This is a genomic window from Sphingomonas oryzagri (assembly GCF_029906645.1).
Taxonomy (GTDB): domain Bacteria; phylum Pseudomonadota; class Alphaproteobacteria; order Sphingomonadales; family Sphingomonadaceae; genus Solisphingomonas; species Solisphingomonas oryzagri.
Map to the genome: position 1 here is coordinate 2,868,939 of NZ_JARYGZ010000001.1, position 15,196 is coordinate 2,884,134.

Consider the following 15,196-nt stretch of genomic DNA (forward strand, 5'->3'; position numbering starts at 1 on the left):
CCCGAACGGATTTGTGGGTTACGCGTCCACCGCGATGACGCCGCGCCGGATTTGGTCCAGCTCGATGCTCTCGAACAACGCCTGGAAGTTGCCATTGCCAAAGCCTTCATTGCCCTTGCGCTGGATGATCTCGAAGAAGATCGGGCCGAACAGGTTCTCGGTGAAGATCTGGAGCAGCAGCCCCTCCTCGCCGACATTGCCGTCGATCAGGATGCGGTTCTTCTTCATCCGGGCGAGGTCCTCGCCGTGGTTCGGCACGCGCTTGTCGACCAGTTCGTAATAGGTCTCGATCGTGTCCTGCAGCTTCACGCCGCGCGCGCGCAGGCGCTCGACCGTGTCGTAGATGTCCGGCGTGGTCAGCGCGAGGTGCTGGATGCCCTCGCCATGATATTCGCGGATGAATTCCTCGATCTGCGAATTGTCGTCCTGGCTCTCGTTCAGCGGGATGCGGATCGCCTTGTCGGGCGCGATCATCGCCTGGCTGAACAGACCGGTCGCCTTGCCCTTGATGTCGAAATACTTCTGCTCCTCGAAGTTGAAGAGCGTGCGGTAGAATTCGCTCCACACCCGCATCTGGCCACGCTTGACGTTGTGGGTCAGGTGATCGAGCAGGTCGAGACCGACATTGTTGCGCGCCTCCGCCTCGCGCCAGCCGGGGAATTCCGCCCAATCGGCATAGAGATCCGCATCGTCGGCGATGAAATAGAGGTAGGAACCGCCGATCCCCTGGATCACGGTGTCGTCCTCCTCGGTCGGCTTGGCGCCATGCGCCAGCGCCCATTCCATCGCCTTGGCGGGATCGGAGACGCGGAACGCCATGGCGCTCGCAGACGGGCCATGCTCGCCCCGGAAGGCGGCGACGCGCCCCGCCTCGTCGCGGTTGAGCATCAGGTTGATGCGCCCCTGCTTGTAGCGGGTGACGTTCTTGGTCGGGTGGCGGTGCGTGGGCGTGAAGCCAAGCTGCTCGAACTGGCGGCCCATCGCCTCCGGATCGGGCGAGGTGAATTCGACGAACTCGAAGCCGTTGAGGCCCAGCGGATTGCCTTCGATCATCACGCACGCTCCTGATTTGGTATCAATTGAAACTATAATGGACTTGTCCGCTTGGTGTCAAATGCTACCGTCACCAACGCGATGAGCCGTGACCTGATCCTCGACCGCTTCCTGCCTTACCGCCTGTCCTTCACCAGCAATCTGGTGAGCGACGCCGTGGCGGACACCTATAAAGCCCTGTTCGGCCTCACGATCCCCGAATGGCGGCTGGTCGCGCTGATCGCCGAGCGGGAGGGGATCACCCAGCAGGAGATCGGGTCGCTCAGCCGGATGGACAAGGTGACGGTCAGCCGCGCGGCGATCGCGCTGGCCGATCGTGGCCTGATCGAGCGGCGACCCAACCCCGTCGACAAACGCTCGCAACTGCTGGCTCTGAGCGAGGCGGGCACCAAGCTCTATGAGTCGGTCGCGCCCAAGGCGCTCGAGATGGAGCGCGCCGTGTTCGGCCGCTTTTCCGATGCCGAGCTGGAGGCGTTCACCGAGATGCTGCGGCGGATCGACGCGGCGGTGCTGGAGGCGGATCCGGGCGTATGAGGCCCGGCCCGCACAACCTGATCACAGACGTACCGGGACTGCGCGTCGGCCACGCTACCGACGAGGCGGCCGGCACCGGCGTCACCACGGTCCTGACCGATGGCGCGTGGGTGGCGGCGGTGGATGTGCGCGGCGGCGGGCCGGGCGTGCGCGAGACCGACACGCTGGCGCCGGAGAACCTCGTGCCCGGCGTGCATGCCGTCGTGCTGTCAGGCGGATCGGTGTTCGGGCTGGCGGCGGCGGACGGTGTGGTCGCGCGGCTATCGATGCGCGGCGTGGGCCTCAGGCTCGCTTCGGAGGGCAAGGCGCTGCCGATCGTGCCGTCGGCGATCCTCTACGATCTGTCGGGCGACGGCGACAAGGATTGGGGCGAAACGCCGCCCTATCGCGCGCTCGGCCTTGCCTCGGTGGATGCCGCGGCCGAAGAGTTCGCGCTCGGCTCGGTCGGCGCGGGCCGCGGAGCGCGGGCGGGACAGGTGAAGGGCGGCATCGGCTCGGTGTCGCTCGATATGGGCGACGGGCTGATGGCCGGTGCGTTGGCGGCGGTGAACCCGGTCGGATCGGTGTTCGTGCCCGGCGGTGAGATCTATTGGGCATGGCCTTTCGAGATCGATGATGAATTTGGCGGACGCGTGCCGGATGGCACCCCGCTCGCGCATGATCCGATGCCGGCCGAGGGGCGGCTCACTCGTCCGCAGGCCGGGACCAACACGACGCTGGTCGTCGTCGCCACCAACGCCGCGCTCGACAAGGGCGAGGCGAAGCGGGTCGCGATGATGGCGCAGGACGGGATCGCCCGCGCAGTCCGCCCCGCGCACACACCGTTCGACGGCGACATCGTCTTCACCATCGCCGGCGGAACGATCGCGCTTCCCGCCGATGCCGGCCGCCAGCGCGAGATCGCGCGGATCGGATCGGCGGCCGCTGATTGCGTCGCCCGCGCCATCGCGAGGGGCGTCTTTCACGCTCGATAGATATTCTCTACTATATTAGTAGAGAATTGCTTGCCGAGATCAGCCCGCACGACCATGGTTGCCGCACACCCCGAATGTTCGTGGTGCCCTTCTCCTGGCCTCGCCGGTCTTTGGTCAGCCCGGCGGGGCCTTCTTTCATCAAAAAGGGCGGCGCCGGATGCGGCACCGCCCAGGTGGAGAGGCGACCGAGGGTGGAGGTCGCACAAGCCGCTATAAGAGCATCGCTTCGTTATTGCGAGTCATTATCAATGATATTTTCAGAACGCATCTGGCGCTCGCGCTCGAACAGCCAGACCCGGATCGCGCTCGCGAGATTGGGCGGGTCGTCCGCCTCGATCCGCTCCGCGTCGATGCGCGCGACCAGCGCGGAAAGCGGCAGCTGCATCGCGACCGCCGCCTCCCCCAGCGCATCCCAGAAGATCGGCTCGAGGCTGATCGAGGTCGAATGGCCGGCGATCGCGACCGAGCGCTTGACCGGGCCGGCCATCGGAGCCTCGCTCAATACATGTGCTGGCCGCCGTTGATCGACAGCGTCGAGCCGGTGACGAAGCCGCCATCCTCGGCCACCAGGAAGGCCACGCCACGCGCGATCTCGGAGGCATGACCGAGGCGGCCGACCGGGATCTTGGCGACGATCTTCTCCAGCACGTCCTCCGGCACGGCAGCGACCATGTCGGTATCGATATAGCCCGGCGCGATCGCGTTCACCGTCACCCCGAACTTGGCGCCTTCCTGCGCCAGCGCCTTGGTGAAGCCGTGGATGCCGGACTTGGCGGCGGCGTAATTGACCTGCCCGTATTGGCCCGCCTGCCCGTTGATCGAGCCGATGTTGACGATCCGGCCCCAGCCGCGCGAGCGCATCCCCGGAAAGGTCGCTTTCGCCATGTTGAAGCAGCCGCCGAGGTTGGTGTCGATCACCTGCTTCCACTGTTCGTAGGACTGCTTCAGGATCGTGCTGTCGCGCGTGATGCCCGCATTGTTGACGATGATGTCGACGGGCCCGAGATCGTGCTCGACCTTCTCTACGCCGGCGTGCACCGCGTCGAAATCCGACACGTCCCACTTGTAGGAGGGGATGCCGGTGCGATCGGAGAAGGCCTTGGCCTTGGCATCGTCGCCCGCATAGTTGGCGGCCACCTTGATACCCATGTCCTTGAGCGCGACGCTGATCGCCTCGCCGATACCACGGGTGCCGCCGGTCACGATCGCTACGCGGGTCATAAGGTCCTCTCCTTTGTGCAAGAATTGCTGCAAGCCTAGGGGAGCGCTCTCCAGCCTTCAAGTTCCCGCTTGATGACACTTTCGGCCATCGCGAGACCTTCCGCACTCGCATTGAGGCAGGGGAGCGCCGCGAAGTGGGTGCCGCCTGACGCGAGGAAGGTTTCGCGCCCACGGATGGCGAGTTCCTCCAGCGTCTCGACACAATCCGCCGCGAATCCGGGGGCGACGATGGCGACGCGCCTGACGCCCTTGCCCGGCAGCGCGGCGAGCGTCGTGTCGGTCGCCGGCTCCAGCCATTTCGCGCGGCCGAAGCGCGACTGAAAGGTGACGATCAGTTCGCGGCCCAACGCATCGGAAAGGAGGCGCGCGGTCTTCCGGCAATGGCAATGATAGGGATCGCCCAACTCCAGCGTCCGCTGCGGCATACCGTGGAAGCTCGCGATCACCGCATCCGGTTCGAAATCGAGCGCGGCGAGGCTGGCGCGCACCGAGATGGCCAGCGCGTCGATATAGGCGGGGTCGTCATGATAAGGCGGCAGCGTGCGGATCGCGGGCTGCCAGCGCATCCCGGCCAGCGCGGCGAAGGCGGCATCGTTGGCCGTCGCGGTCGTCGCCGCGCAATATTGCGGGTAGAGCGGCGCCAGCAGGATGCGCTCGCACCCCTGATCCTTGAGCGCGGCGAGACGATCGGCGATCGCGGGCCGGCCGTAGCGCATCGCGTAGTCCACGACCACATCGTCCCCGAACCGCCCCTTCAATCCTTCAGCCTGCGCTTTGGTGATCGCGGCGAGCGGCGAGCCATCCTTGGTCCACACCTGCCGGTAGGCATGGGCAGACTTTGCCGGCCGGGTGCGTAGGATGATGCCGTGGAGGATCGGTTTCCACACCGCGCGCGGGACTTCGACCACACGCGGATCGGAGAGGAATTCGGCGAGGTAGCGGCGCACCGCGCCCGCTTCCGCCGCTTCGGGCGTGCCGAGGTTGATCAGCAGCACGCCGATCTTCGACGCGGGAATGTCGGGATGGTCGGTGGGTCTCATACGGCAAGGCTCAACGGCAAAGAGCGGCAACGGTGCCCGGTCGCGGCAGCGAGGGCATTGGCGATGGCGGGCGCGACCGGCGGCACGGCGAGACCCGAGGCGCCGCCGGGATCGGCCCGGCTGGCGACGATGTCGATGCGGATTTCGGGCGTGCGGGCGAGGGTCGGGATGTCCAGAGCGCCGATCCGTCGCTGGTCGACCAGTCCGCGCGTCACCGTGATGGCCTCCCCGATCGCGGCGGGCAGCGCGAAGAGCAGGCCACCCTCGATCTGCTGGCGGACGAGATCCGGATTGATCGTCCGCCCGCAGTCGACGCTGGCGGACAGGCGATCGACCACTATCCGGCCATTGTCCACCCGCGCCTCCGCCAGCACCGCGATCACGCTGCCATAAGCCTGGTGACAGGCAAGCCCCTGCCCCGTACCGCGCACGCCGCCCTGCCATTCGCCCAAGGTCGCGGCGGTCGACAGGCAATGTGCGAGGCGTGGGTTGCCGCCGAGCTGGGCGATACGGAAGGACAGCGGGTCGATACCCGCCTTGTCCGCCAGCTCGTCGATGAAGCTCTCGGCGAAGAAGGTGGCATAGCCCGCCGCCTCTCCGCGCAGCACGCCGGTCGGTAGGCCGATGTCGGCGGGGTGATGATCCACGGCATAGGCGCCCATCGCATAGGGAGGGAGCGCCCCTTCCGCTGCCGCCGGCTCGCCGCCATGCCCGACGGGAAGCGGGGGATACAGGCTCGCGACCGTCTCGCGCAGCGCGGCAGGTGCGGCCACCTTCGCATGCCACGCCGCGATCGTCGCGCCCGGCCCGAGCGTCGCGGCGAGATGCGCCTTGGCCGGCGGGCGAAAACGATCGTGCAGGCACGCTTCGACCCGCGACCATGTGAGTTGCACCGGTCGGCCGCTCTTCTGCGCGAGAATGGCCGCCTGCTCGGCGACGCGCGTATCGAAGCCTTGTCCGAAGCCCCCACCCATCGGCATCGGATAGAGCGTCACGTCCTCCTCGGCGAAACCGATCGCGCGTGCCGCCGCCGTGCGGGCGGCGGCGGGCGCCTGCGTCGCGGCCCATAGCTCCAGCCGTCCGTCGCGTATCCGCGCCGTCGCGGCCGGCGGCTCGATCGCGGCATGGACGGCGAGACCGGCGCTATAGTCCGCCCGTACCGCCGCCTCGCCGAGGAACTTGTCGGGATTTCCCTCGCCCGCGATGCCCCCGCCCTCGGCCGCCAGCGCGGCGTCGAGGGCGCGACCGATCGATGCACTGTCCGGCAAAGCCCCCTGCGTCCGGAAGCGCGGCGCCAGACGATCGAGCGCGCGATTGGCAGCCCACCAATTATCGGCCAGCACCGCGATCCAGTTCGCGTGATCGATCACCGCGAAGAGATCCGGGATCGCCTTCGCCGCCTCGCGATCCCAGCCGATCAGCCGGCTGTCGTCCGCAGGCCCCTGCCGGATCGCGGCGAACAGCATGTCGGTGAGCCGCACGTCGGCGGCGAAGCGCGCCGATCCATCCACCTTGGCCGGCGCATCGAGGCGCGCGACGGCGCGGCCGGACAGCCCCCTTTGCGCGCGCAATGGCGGCGTGTCGGGCGGATCGAGCGTCGCCGCCTCGGCCGCCAGATCGGCGAAGCGCATCCGATCCGGCGCGCGCACGACGAAGCCGTCCTGCGTGTCGCAGGCGCGCCAGTCCGCATCCCAATGCCTTGCGGCCGCCATGCAGAGCAAGGCGCGTGCCGTCGCCCCGGCCTCGCGCAAGGGGCGCTCAAAGGCGCGGACAGAGGTCGAGAAACCGGTCAGCATCGCGTCGTGCGTCTCCGCCCAGCGATCCGCCACCGCGACTGCCGGGCCGCGCAACAGAGGCGGCACGACATCGCCGACCAGCAGCCCGGCTGCGAGGCGGTTGGCATAGGCCGGGCCGATCGGCGCCGGCTCCACCGCCACCGTCCGCCAGTCGCAGCCCAGCTCGTCGGCGAGAATCTGGGGCAGAGCGGTCCACACGCCCTGCCCGGTCTCGATCTGCGGGACGACCACCGTGACATGCCCGTCTGTGCCGATCTTGAGGAAGGGGCCGAGGATCGTCTCGCCCGCCGCCGCGACCAGGTTCACGCCCGCGCGGCGCGGCCACAGCCCCCACGCGACGACCAGACCCACGCCGGCGCCCCCGCCGATCAGAAGCCGCCGTCGCGTGATCCCCGTCATGCAATGGGTGATAGGGGGATGCGATGGTGCGGCCTAGCCCCCGCGCATCATCCCTTCTAAGGAAAGCGCCTGCCCGCCCGAGGACCGAGATCTTGCCCGCGCACTATATCCACTTCACCGATCTGCATCTGCACCCCGAAATCTTCCGGATCGGGTGGTTTGCCCTGCGCTGGTACTCACTCGCCTACATCACCGGGATCATCGCCGGCTGGTGGTATGTGCTGAAGCTGATCGACCGCCCCGGTGCTCCGATGGCGCGGCGCCATGTCGACGATTTCGTCTTCTGGGCGACGATTGCGGTGATCGCCGGCGGGCGGATCGGCTACATCCTGTTCTACGATCTCGGCAATTACCTGCTGCACCCACTCGACATGCTGAAACTGTGGGAGGGCGGCATGTCCTTCCATGGCGCGACGCTGGGGGTGACACTGGCGATGTGGTGGTTCTGCCGGAAGAACGGCCTCAGCCTGCTGCGCTTCGCCGATTATATCGCCTGCGTCGCGCCGATCGGCCTATTCTTTGGCCGCCTCGCGAACTTCGTGAACGGCGAGCTGTGGGGCAAGGTGACGACCGTGCCGTGGGCGATCGTCTTCCCCAATGCCGGCCCGCTGCCGCGCCACCCGAGCCAGCTCTACGAGGCTGGGCTGGAGGGGCTTGTGCTCTTCGCCATCCTCAACCTGATGTTCTGGAAATCGAAGACGGCGCGCTACCAGCCGGGCTTGCTGTGCGGCACCTTCCTCACCGGCTACGGCGCCTTCCGCTTCTTCGTGGAATTCTTCCGCCAGCCCGACCAACAGTTCAACGGCACGTTCCTCGCAACAACCATCCACATGGGTCAGCTGCTCGATCTGCCGATGCTGATCGGCGGGCTCTACCTGATCGCGACCGCCAAGGGTCGCCGCCAGCGGGTCGAGCCGATCGCCGGGAGTGAGAGCGTCGCCTGATCCCGCCGAGCGGCTGAGGCGCCTGGCCGCAGGCGGCGGGCCGATCCCGCTGGCCGATTACATGGCGCTCGCCAACGCGCATTATTACGCGACGCGCGATCCGCTGGGCGCCGCCGGGGACTTCACCACCGCGCCCGAGATCAGCCAGATGTTCGGCGAGCTGATCGGCCTGTGGGCGGCGGACCTGTGGCTCCGCGCCGGGCGCCCGGAGGCGGCGTGGGTGGAGCTGGGGCCGGGTCGCGGCACGCTCTCCGCCGACGCGTTGCGGGCGATGGGCAAGGCCGGCCTCGCCCCGCCGGTGCAGCTCGTCGAGACCAGCCCCGTGCTGCGCGAGGCGCAGGCGCGCACGATACCGGGCGCAACGCATCACGAAAGCATCGCCACACTGCCCACCGACCGGCCGCTGATCGTCGTCGCCAATGAATTCTTCGATGCGCTGCCGATCCACCAGATTGTCCGCACCGATGCGGGCTGGCGCGAGCGGATGGTTGATCATGATGGCGAGCGATTCGTCGCCACCGTGGGCGAACAACGCTTCGACGCCGTGGTGCCGGACGTGCTCCGCGACGGCGATGTGATCGAGACATCGCCCGCCTCCGTCGCCATCCTGCGCGATCTGGCGGCACGGATCGTCGCGCAGGGCGGCGCGCTGCTGGCGATCGATTACGGCTATGAGGGGCCGCTCGCGGGTAACACGCTGCAGGCGCTCCGCCACCACCGCTTCGCCGATCCGTTCGAGGCGCCCGGCGAGCAGGATCTCACCGCCCATGTCGACTTCGCCGCACTGGCCGAGGCAGCGCGGGCCGAGGGCGCCGTCGCGCATCAGCCGACAACACAGGGCGCGCTGCTCGAAGCGTTGGGCATCCAGGCGCGTGCGACAAGCCTTGCCCGCGCAGCCCCGTCGCGGCAGGGAGAGATCGAAACCGCCTGGCGCCGCCTCTGCGCGCCCGACGCAATGGGCACCTTATTCAAGGCACTGGCGATCACGGCGCCGGGCTGGCCGGTGCCGGGAGGATTTTGATGACGATCGAGTATCGCGACGCCCGGCCCGAAGACGCTCCCGCTCTGGCGAAGATGGCGGCGGACAGCTTCGTCGAGACGTTCGGCCACCTCTATCGCCAGAACGACCTCGACAGCTTCCTGCGCGATGCCTTCGGCCCCGATGGCTTGCCCGCGCAGGTGGGCGATCCCGCCTACCGCATCCGTGTCGCCACCGAAGACGGCGCCATTGCCGGCTTCTGCAAGGTGGGAGCGTGCACCCTCCCCTCCCCGCCCGTACCCGCCGGCGCCGCCGAACTGAAACAGCTCTACCTGCTCAAGCCCTGGCACGGCAGCGGCGTCGCGCAGGCGCTGATGGAATGGGCCATCGCCGAAGCAAGAGAGAGTGGCGCCGCGCACATGGCGCTCAGCGTCTATTCGGACAACCATCGCGCCAGGCGCTTCTATGCGCGCTACGGTCTGGTCGAGATCGGCGCCAACGTCTTCATGGTCGGCGAGCAGGCCGATGACGACCGCATCTACAGCGTGGCGTTGTGACGGTAGAGGTCATCAAGGCGGCAGCACTGGCGGGCGTGCCGCACGGTTTTCTCGGCCGGCGCGGCGGCGTATCGACCGGCATCCATGCCGGCCTCAACGTCGGCCTTGGGTCGGACGACGATCGCGAGGCCGTCCACGAGAACCGGCGCCGCGCGGTGGAAGCGGTGAAGCCCGGCGCGAAGCTGGCGACAGTCCACCAGGTTCACAGCGCGATCGCGGTGGTGGCCGATGCCTTCCCCGACGACGCCCGCCCCCATGCCGACGCGCTCGTCACCGACCGGCCCGACCTGCTGCTTGGCGTGCTGGCGGCAGATTGCGTGCCGATCCTGTTCGCGGACGTCGAGGCCGGCGTTGTCGGTGCGGCGCATAGCGGCTGGAAGGGTGCGATCGGCGGCGTCTCGCTCGCCACGATCGAGGCGATGGAGACGCTCGGCGCGGATCGCTCGCGGATCGCCGCCGCCGTCGGCCCCTGCATCGGACGGGCGAGCTATGAGGTGGACGACGGCTTCCTCGCCCGCTTCGTGGCGGATGATCCCGAGACCGAGCGTTTCTTCCTCGCCGGGCGGTCCGGCCACCACCAGTTCGACATCGAGGCCTATGTGGTCTCGCGCATCGCGGCGGCGGGTATCCTACGCATCGAGGCGCTCGGCCTCGACACCTATCCGGCGGAGGACCGCTTCTTCAGCTATCGCCGCGCGACGCATCGCGGCGAGCCGGGGTACGGGCGACAGATCTCGCTGATCGGACTGCCTACTTCGTGACGAATTCCTGCGGCGAGGTCAGCGTCGCGAAAATCCAGCCGTTGCCGTCGGGATCCTTGAACATCGTGAAGCGGCCCCACGGCTGCTCGTCAATCGGCGAGGCTTCGATGCCGACGCTCAGCAGCCGCGCATGTTCGGCGTCGATGTCGGGCACGTGATTCATCAATCCGGTCTGCCCGCCGGGCTTCAGGTTCTCGAACCATGTCGTCAGCGCGATCGACGAGCCGCCGGTCTTCGGCTGCAGCTGGATCCAGCGCATCTCCGGCCCCATCGCCTCATCCCGCATCACATCGAACAGCAATTTCTCGGTGTAGAAGGCCTTTGAGGCCAACGGATCGGTCACGGGTATCGAAACGACGGCGATCGACATGGCAAGTCCTCCCCAATCGGTTACATACGATACCATAACGTCACGCCGTGACGAATCCGAGAGAGATGTATGACCGACCACAAGACCCCCGAAACCGAGGCCGAACTGACCGGCGCCACGCCCCGCCGCCGCCCCAAGGCGGACGTGCTGGAGGTGGGCGGACGCCGCCTCAGCCCTTCCACGCTGATGATGGGCCACGCCTTCGATCCGATGCTGTCCGAAGGGTCGCTGAAGCCGCCGATCTTCCTGACCTCGACCTTCGTGTTCGAGAATGCGGCAGCGGGTAAGCGCCACTTCGAGGGTGTCACCGGCAAGCGGCCGGGCGGTGCCGACGGCCTCGTCTATTCGCGCTTCAACGGGCCGAATCAGGAGATCCTCGAGGATCGCCTCGGCATCTGGGACGAGGCGGAGGACGCTTTGGTCTTCTCCTCGGGCATGTCGGCGATCGCCACGCTGATGCTGGCGCTGGTGAAGCCCGGCGACGTGATCGTCCACTCCGCCCCGCTCTACGCCGCCACCGAGACGCTGATCGGCCGTATCTTGGGTCGCTTCGGCGTGACCTTCCTCGATTTCCCCGCCGGCGCGACCGAAGCGGAGATCGAGGCGGTGGTCGAGCGTGCCAAGGCGCAGGGCAACGTTTCGCTCATCTACCTCGAAAGCCCCGCCAACCCGACCAACGCGCTTGTCGATGTCGAAGCGGTGGCGCGGGTGCGCGACCGACTGCTCGGCGATGCGGAGGGCGGCAAGCCGCCGATCGCGATCGACAACACCTTCCTCGGCCCGCTCTGGCAGCAGCCGCTGCGCCATGGAGCGGATCTGGTGGTCTACAGCCTCACCAAATATGCCGGCGGCCATTCGGATCTGGTGGCGGGCGGCGTCTCGGGCCGCAAGGCGTGGATCGATCCGATCCGCATGATGCGCAACACGATCGGCACAATCAGCGATCCTAATACCGCGTGGATGCTGCTCCGCTCGCTGGAGACGCTGGAGCTGCGCATGAGCCGCGCCGGCGAGAATGCCGCCAAGGTCTGCTCATTCTTCCGCGATCATCCGAAGGTGGAGAGCGTCGGCTATCTCGGCTTCCTCAAGGATGGCAGCCGCCAGGCCGACATCTACAACCGCCATTGCTCGGGCGCAGGATCGACCTTCTCGCTCTACCTCAAGGGCGGCGAGCGCGAGAGCTTCGCCTTCCTCGATGCGTTGAAGATCGCCAAGCTGGCGGTCAGCCTCGGCGGCACCGAGACACTCGCCTCCTGCCCGGCGGCGATGACGCATCTTTCGGTGCCGGACCAGCGCAAGCTGGAACTCGGCATCACCGACAATCTCGTGCGCATCTCGGTGGGCGTCGAGAATGCCGACGATCTGATCGCCGACTTCGATCAGGCGCTGGCGGCGGTGTGAACGGCGGGGCGGCCCGGACGGACGGGCCGCCCTTCCATCGCGAGGTCGATCGCCAGGATCGCCCAGACGACCGATTGCTCGCCACCCGCAATGCCGCCGGCCAGATCCCAATGGATCAAGGCCTCGCGCGGCGTCATCCCGCTGCGCCGCGCCGTTTCGAGCGCAAGGTGCAGAGTATCTTCTTCCATGACGGCCGATCCAACGCAGTAAATGCGATGAAGTGCCTTAACCATATTCTCTTCGGCTGATCGCGCTCCTGCATCGGATCATCTGTTAACTACGACGCGAACGATCGAATTGTGTTCTTGTCGCATCGCAGCGGACGGGAGCATATCATTGGACCAGATCGAGCTTCGCTATCAGGCGGTGCAATGCCATGTCCGCGCCCAGCGCGCCGCCAATGACGATGACGCCCGCTGGCTGCAGGACCTTGCCGGCAAGCTGGCCGCGATGGCCGACGCCGAGGATGCGCGGCAGATCTTCTACGCGAGCCGGATCATCCGCGACTGCGCCTGATCAGAGGCCCCAGTTCACCACCGGCCAGCCTCGCTTGTCCGCCAGTTCACGCATCCTGGCGCTGGGGTTCGCGGCAAACGGCTCGTCCGCCCATTCCATCACCGGCGCATCCGATGCGTGATCCGAATAGAAGCGCACCTTCACCGCCGATCGATCGATGCCTTCCGCGGCGAACCAGGCCTCGATCATGCGGAGCTTGGCGGGGCCGTAGCAGTTCTCGCCGTCAATCTTGGCGGTGACGCGCGCGTCGATGCCGATGATCGAGTTGGTGGCGATCACGTCGTCGAAGCGCAGCCTGGCCGCGATTGCCTCGACATAGAGGCGGTATGACGCGGTGGCCAGTACGAGGCGGCGGCCGGCGGCGCGATCCTCCTCGATCTGGCGGAGCGCGCCGGGCAGCGTGTTGAGCTGCGACACCCGCTCGGCGAAGCTGGCGGTGAGCGGCTCCAGCTCGGCGCGCGAGATATGCCGGCCGAGCAGCAGAGACTGGTTGATCTCCTTGAGCTTCGCGCGTGTGAACAGCTTGAACACGTAGCCCAGCATCGCCAGCAGCGCGACCGGCAGGAGCAGGAGCCGCCACGGCGCGCGATGGAGCGCGGCATGGATCAGGAAGGGCGTATAGGTGCCCGTACGCGTGATCGTCCGGTCCATGTCGTAGATCGCGATCTCGGTCACGCCCGCCCCTCCAGCACCGCCTCGGCCAGTTCGAGATCGGAAACCTTGTCGACGTCCACTGCCGCCAGCGGATCGGACAGGCCGACCATCCGCACGTTCGCGCCCAGCTTGCGGCCGGCGCGCGCCACGGCGTCGTGCAGCGTGATCGTGCGGGTCGCGGCGCGCAGCAGCAGGCCGAGGCCGAATTTCGCGATCAGCTTCCAGCCCTTCTTGCGATCCTGCTCGATCGAGGCCCAGCTCTCGATCACCGGCAGCGCGGCGGGCGACGCGAAATAAAAGAGGTTGGCGCCTGTCCAGTCCCCCTTGCGAAACCGCAGCCAGGTGCGCCTCGTCTGTGGGAAGCGGCGTTCCACGATCGCCCGCTCGACCACGCCGACGGCGACGTCCGCGCCTTGCGCGGCAGCAAGAAACTCTGCGATCGTTTCGGGCCGGAGCAGCGCATGGTCGGCGGTGGTGACGAACAGGGGGAACGGCGCCTCGCCGCTCTTCAACGCCGCCGAGACCGACAGCGCGATGCCGGCGCCCGATTGCAGGAAGCCGAGTCGCGGGTCGTCCGGCAACACCGCCGCGATCGCCGCCATATCCTGTGTCATCACCCGCACCGGCCCGATCTCCGGCGTGACGAGCAGGGTCGCGACCACGCGCGCCACCATCGGCTCGCCCGCCACGGGGATCAGCACCTTCAGCGTCTCGCCCCGGCTCGCCGCCAGCGCATCCACGCCCGGCCGCCGCCCGGCGAGCAACAGCGCGGTCAGACCAGCCAAGACACGACCTCCCGCCCCTGCGCGCGCGCGACATAGGCCTGACCCAGCCGGACGAGGTGGAACAGACAGGACAGCCCCGTCCACCACGCGATCCAGACCAGCCCCCAATCGGGCCGCGAGAGCAGCAGGCTCAACACCATCAGGATGTAGTTGGGATTACGCCGCGCGGTGATCATCCGGAAGCGGCTGTCGATGCGCTCCCACACATGGATGTGGATGCCGAAGCCCGCGATGAACGCCCCCTCGATCGCGCGCTGCACGGCATAGCCCGCGACCAGCACCACCATGATCGTCCAGAATTCGTGCGGCGCGAAGCCCAGCCCCCAGGCCGGCACCGCGCAGCCCACGCCCCACGCCCAATACCAGAAGGGCGGGTGGACGAGATCCACGCCGTGATCGAGGATATTGCCCCATTCGGAGGAGGTACCGGTGCAGCGCGCCAGCTTCCCGTCGACGGTGTCGAGTACCATGAAGATCAGGCCGACGAGCAGACCCGCCGCGAAATGCCCCTGCCAGAACAGGAAGAAAGCCCAGACGCACAAGGCGACGCCGATCGTGGTCACCATGTTCGGCGTCATCCGGATCGCGGCCGCCCAGCGGGTGAGGTGGAAGGCGGCGCCGCGCCACAGGTAAAGGGTGAGGATATCGGTCACCCCCTTGTAGCTGGCGTCGTAGCTCGCCTTCTCGATCACCGGTGCCGCCTCGCGGGTCAGCGGCAGCAGATAGGCATTCTCGCGCTTCCGGAGCGTCGCATTGTAGAGGCTGGCGTCGAGCTCGGCATCCTGAATGGCGAGGCCCGGCGGCAGCGGCGCGCCCGTCTCGATCGCGGCGATCACCGCCTGCGCCTGCGCGGCGTCCGCGCAATGGACCAATGCCGGGCGCCCGCGCCATGTCACGGCGAGGTCACGATGATCGCGTAGATACGCAAGCCAGGCCGGGTCCCAGGCGAAGGCAAGGTCCGCGACGATTACCGGGCCTTCCGCCGGAACCCGATCGACCGGCGCCAGTTTGGCCTTCGCGGCGATGCGGCGCGCGCGCTCGACGGGGGCCAACCCGAAGACGCGCACGTCATTGCCGCCGACGCCGAGGAACGCGACGCCCTGATGCATTTCAACTCCCATGGCCGCTCCTTTGGCAGGTTTCGGGCCGCAACGCATCTCATCCGCGACACAAATTCTGCCCGCTTGCCGGGCGGTTCGTTCTGCCGCATCT

18 protein-coding genes are annotated in these 15,196 nt (G+C 67.6%); 8 read left to right on the forward strand and 10 right to left on the reverse strand.

Features of this window, described 5'->3' with window-relative positions:
* Window positions 1-18 precede the first annotated feature (18 nt).
* Window positions 19-1,053 carry a 4-hydroxyphenylpyruvate dioxygenase gene (hppD, locus tag QGN17_RS13915; RefSeq protein WP_281045068.1) on the reverse strand — a complete coding sequence of 345 codons (1,035 nt, stop codon included), beginning with the start codon at window positions 1,051-1,053 and terminating at the stop codon, window positions 19-21.
* 81 nt (window positions 1,054-1,134) lie between these two features.
* Between hppD and QGN17_RS13920 the strand changes: the two genes are divergently transcribed.
* Both QGN17_RS13920 and QGN17_RS13925 read left to right on the forward strand, forming a co-directional pair.
* A complete protein-coding gene (locus QGN17_RS13920) occupies window positions 1,135-1,587 on the forward strand; it encodes a MarR family winged helix-turn-helix transcriptional regulator (RefSeq protein ID WP_281045229.1) in 453 nt (150 codons plus the stop codon).
* A complete protein-coding gene (locus tag QGN17_RS13925) occupies window positions 1,584-2,561 on the forward strand; it encodes a P1 family peptidase (RefSeq protein WP_281045069.1) in 978 nt (325 codons plus the stop codon). Before QGN17_RS13920 ends, QGN17_RS13925 begins: the two co-directional genes overlap by 4 nt.
* A 229-nt stretch (window positions 2,562-2,790) precedes the next feature.
* Here QGN17_RS13925 and QGN17_RS13930 read toward each other — a convergent pair whose 3' ends face one another.
* From QGN17_RS13930 to QGN17_RS13945, 4 genes are read right to left on the reverse strand one after another with little or no spacing between them, the layout of a single operon-like run.
* The gene (locus QGN17_RS13930) at window positions 2,791-3,048 is read right to left on the reverse strand and encodes a ribbon-helix-helix domain-containing protein (protein WP_281045230.1); all 258 of its coding nucleotides are present in this window, start codon (window positions 3,046-3,048) and stop codon (window positions 2,791-2,793) included.
* Between the two features lie 11 nt (window positions 3,049-3,059).
* Window positions 3,060-3,782, reverse strand: a complete 723-nt coding sequence (gene phbB, locus QGN17_RS13935; protein WP_281045070.1) for an acetoacetyl-CoA reductase — start codon at window positions 3,780-3,782, stop codon at window positions 3,060-3,062.
* Between the two features lie 35 nt (window positions 3,783-3,817).
* Window positions 3,818-4,822, reverse strand: coding sequence for a ferrochelatase (gene hemH / locus QGN17_RS13940; RefSeq protein ID WP_281045071.1), 1,005 nt, complete (start codon window positions 4,820-4,822; stop codon window positions 3,818-3,820).
* Window positions 4,819-7,017, reverse strand: coding sequence for a molybdopterin cofactor-binding domain-containing protein (locus QGN17_RS13945; protein ID WP_281045072.1), 2,199 nt, complete (start codon window positions 7,015-7,017; stop codon window positions 4,819-4,821). Before QGN17_RS13945 ends, hemH begins: the two co-directional genes overlap by 4 nt.
* A gap of 92 nt (window positions 7,018-7,109) precedes the next feature.
* On the opposite strand from QGN17_RS13945, the gene lgt reads away from it, so the two are divergent.
* The 4 genes from lgt to pgeF are packed head-to-tail and all read left to right on the forward strand — an operon-like array spanning window position 7,110 to window position 10,258.
* A complete protein-coding gene (lgt, locus tag QGN17_RS13950; RefSeq protein ID WP_281045073.1) occupies window positions 7,110-7,961 on the forward strand; it encodes a prolipoprotein diacylglyceryl transferase in 852 nt (283 codons plus the stop codon).
* Window positions 7,945-8,982, forward strand: a complete 1,038-nt coding sequence (locus QGN17_RS13955) for a class I SAM-dependent methyltransferase (protein WP_449325354.1) — start codon at window positions 7,945-7,947, stop codon at window positions 8,980-8,982. The genes lgt and QGN17_RS13955 overlap by 17 nt, the downstream gene beginning before the upstream one ends.
* Window positions 8,982-9,497, forward strand: a complete 516-nt coding sequence (locus QGN17_RS13960; protein WP_281045074.1) for a GNAT family N-acetyltransferase — start codon at window positions 8,982-8,984, stop codon at window positions 9,495-9,497. Before QGN17_RS13955 ends, QGN17_RS13960 begins: the two co-directional genes overlap by 1 nt.
* Window positions 9,494-10,258 carry a peptidoglycan editing factor PgeF gene (gene pgeF, locus QGN17_RS13965; RefSeq protein WP_281045075.1) on the forward strand — a complete coding sequence of 255 codons (765 nt, stop codon included), beginning with the start codon at window positions 9,494-9,496 and terminating at the stop codon, window positions 10,256-10,258. Before QGN17_RS13960 ends, pgeF begins: the two co-directional genes overlap by 4 nt.
* On the opposite strand, the gene QGN17_RS13970 is transcribed toward pgeF, so the two are convergent.
* Window positions 10,248-10,628: a VOC family protein gene (locus tag QGN17_RS13970; protein ID WP_281045076.1), complete on the reverse strand. Its 381-nt coding sequence runs from the start codon at window positions 10,626-10,628 to the stop codon at window positions 10,248-10,250. The two genes, pgeF and QGN17_RS13970, sit on opposite strands and share 11 nt — an antisense overlap.
* A gap of 69 nt (window positions 10,629-10,697) precedes the next feature.
* Here QGN17_RS13970 and QGN17_RS13975 point away from each other — a divergent pair, with 69 nt between their 5' ends.
* Window positions 10,698-12,029, forward strand: a complete 1,332-nt coding sequence (locus QGN17_RS13975) for a cystathionine gamma-synthase family protein (protein ID WP_281045077.1) — start codon at window positions 10,698-10,700, stop codon at window positions 12,027-12,029.
* Here QGN17_RS13975 and QGN17_RS13980 read toward each other — a convergent pair.
* Window positions 12,008-12,217, reverse strand: coding sequence for a hypothetical protein (locus QGN17_RS13980; protein WP_281045078.1), 210 nt, complete (start codon window positions 12,215-12,217; stop codon window positions 12,008-12,010). The genes QGN17_RS13975 and QGN17_RS13980 overlap by 22 nt on opposite strands.
* Before the next feature lie 148 nt (window positions 12,218-12,365).
* Between QGN17_RS13980 and QGN17_RS13985 the strand changes: the two genes are divergently transcribed.
* Window positions 12,366-12,545, forward strand: a complete 180-nt coding sequence (locus QGN17_RS13985; protein WP_281045079.1) for a hypothetical protein — start codon at window positions 12,366-12,368, stop codon at window positions 12,543-12,545.
* Here the strand turns inward: QGN17_RS13985 and QGN17_RS13990 are convergent, their stop codons facing one another.
* The 3 genes from QGN17_RS13990 to QGN17_RS14000 are packed head-to-tail and all read right to left on the reverse strand — an operon-like array spanning window position 12,546 to window position 15,105.
* Complete coding sequence (locus QGN17_RS13990; RefSeq protein WP_281045080.1) at window positions 12,546-13,220, reverse strand: HAD family hydrolase; 675 nt, start codon at window positions 13,218-13,220, stop codon at window positions 12,546-12,548.
* Window positions 13,217-13,984 carry a nucleotidyltransferase family protein gene (locus QGN17_RS13995; protein ID WP_281045081.1) on the reverse strand — a complete coding sequence of 256 codons (768 nt, stop codon included), beginning with the start codon at window positions 13,982-13,984 and terminating at the stop codon, window positions 13,217-13,219. Before QGN17_RS13995 ends, QGN17_RS13990 begins: the two co-directional genes overlap by 4 nt.
* Window positions 13,972-15,105 (reverse strand): CDP-alcohol phosphatidyltransferase family protein, encoded by a 1,134-nt coding sequence (locus QGN17_RS14000; protein WP_281045082.1) that lies wholly within the window; start codon window positions 15,103-15,105, stop codon window positions 13,972-13,974. Before QGN17_RS14000 ends, QGN17_RS13995 begins: the two co-directional genes overlap by 13 nt.
* Between the last annotated feature and the right edge of the window lie 91 nt (window positions 15,106-15,196).

Excerpts from the sequence above, each read along its gene's own strand:
- QGN17_RS13920 (WP_281045229.1), top strand. The coding sequence starts at position 1,135 with ATGAGCCGTGACCTGATCCTCGACCGCTTCCTGCCTTACCGCCTGTCC.
- QGN17_RS13960 (WP_281045074.1), top strand. The coding sequence starts at position 8,982 with ATGACGATCGAGTATCGCGACGCCCGGCCCGAAGACGCTCCCGCTCTG.
- phbB (WP_281045070.1), bottom strand. The coding sequence starts at position 3,782 with ATGACCCGCGTAGCGATCGTGACCGGCGGCACCCGTGGTATCGGCGAG.
- QGN17_RS13980 (WP_281045078.1), bottom strand. The coding sequence starts at position 12,217 with ATGGAAGAAGATACTCTGCACCTTGCGCTCGAAACGGCGCGGCGCAGC.
- QGN17_RS13975 (WP_281045077.1), top strand. The coding sequence starts at position 10,698 with ATGACCGACCACAAGACCCCCGAAACCGAGGCCGAACTGACCGGCGCC.
- QGN17_RS14000 (WP_281045082.1), bottom strand. The coding sequence starts at position 15,105 with ATGGGAGTTGAAATGCATCAGGGCGTCGCGTTCCTCGGCGTCGGCGGC.
- QGN17_RS13925 (WP_281045069.1), top strand. The coding sequence starts at position 1,584 with ATGAGGCCCGGCCCGCACAACCTGATCACAGACGTACCGGGACTGCGC.
- hemH (WP_281045071.1), bottom strand. The coding sequence starts at position 4,822 with ATGAGACCCACCGACCATCCCGACATTCCCGCGTCGAAGATCGGCGTG.
- QGN17_RS13970 (WP_281045076.1), bottom strand. The coding sequence starts at position 10,628 with ATGTCGATCGCCGTCGTTTCGATACCCGTGACCGATCCGTTGGCCTCA.
- QGN17_RS13930 (WP_281045230.1), bottom strand. The coding sequence starts at position 3,048 with ATGGCCGGCCCGGTCAAGCGCTCGGTCGCGATCGCCGGCCATTCGACC.
- hppD (WP_281045068.1), bottom strand. The coding sequence starts at position 1,053 with ATGATCGAAGGCAATCCGCTGGGCCTCAACGGCTTCGAGTTCGTCGAA.
- QGN17_RS13945 (WP_281045072.1), bottom strand. The coding sequence starts at position 7,017 with ATGACGGGGATCACGCGACGGCGGCTTCTGATCGGCGGGGGCGCCGGC.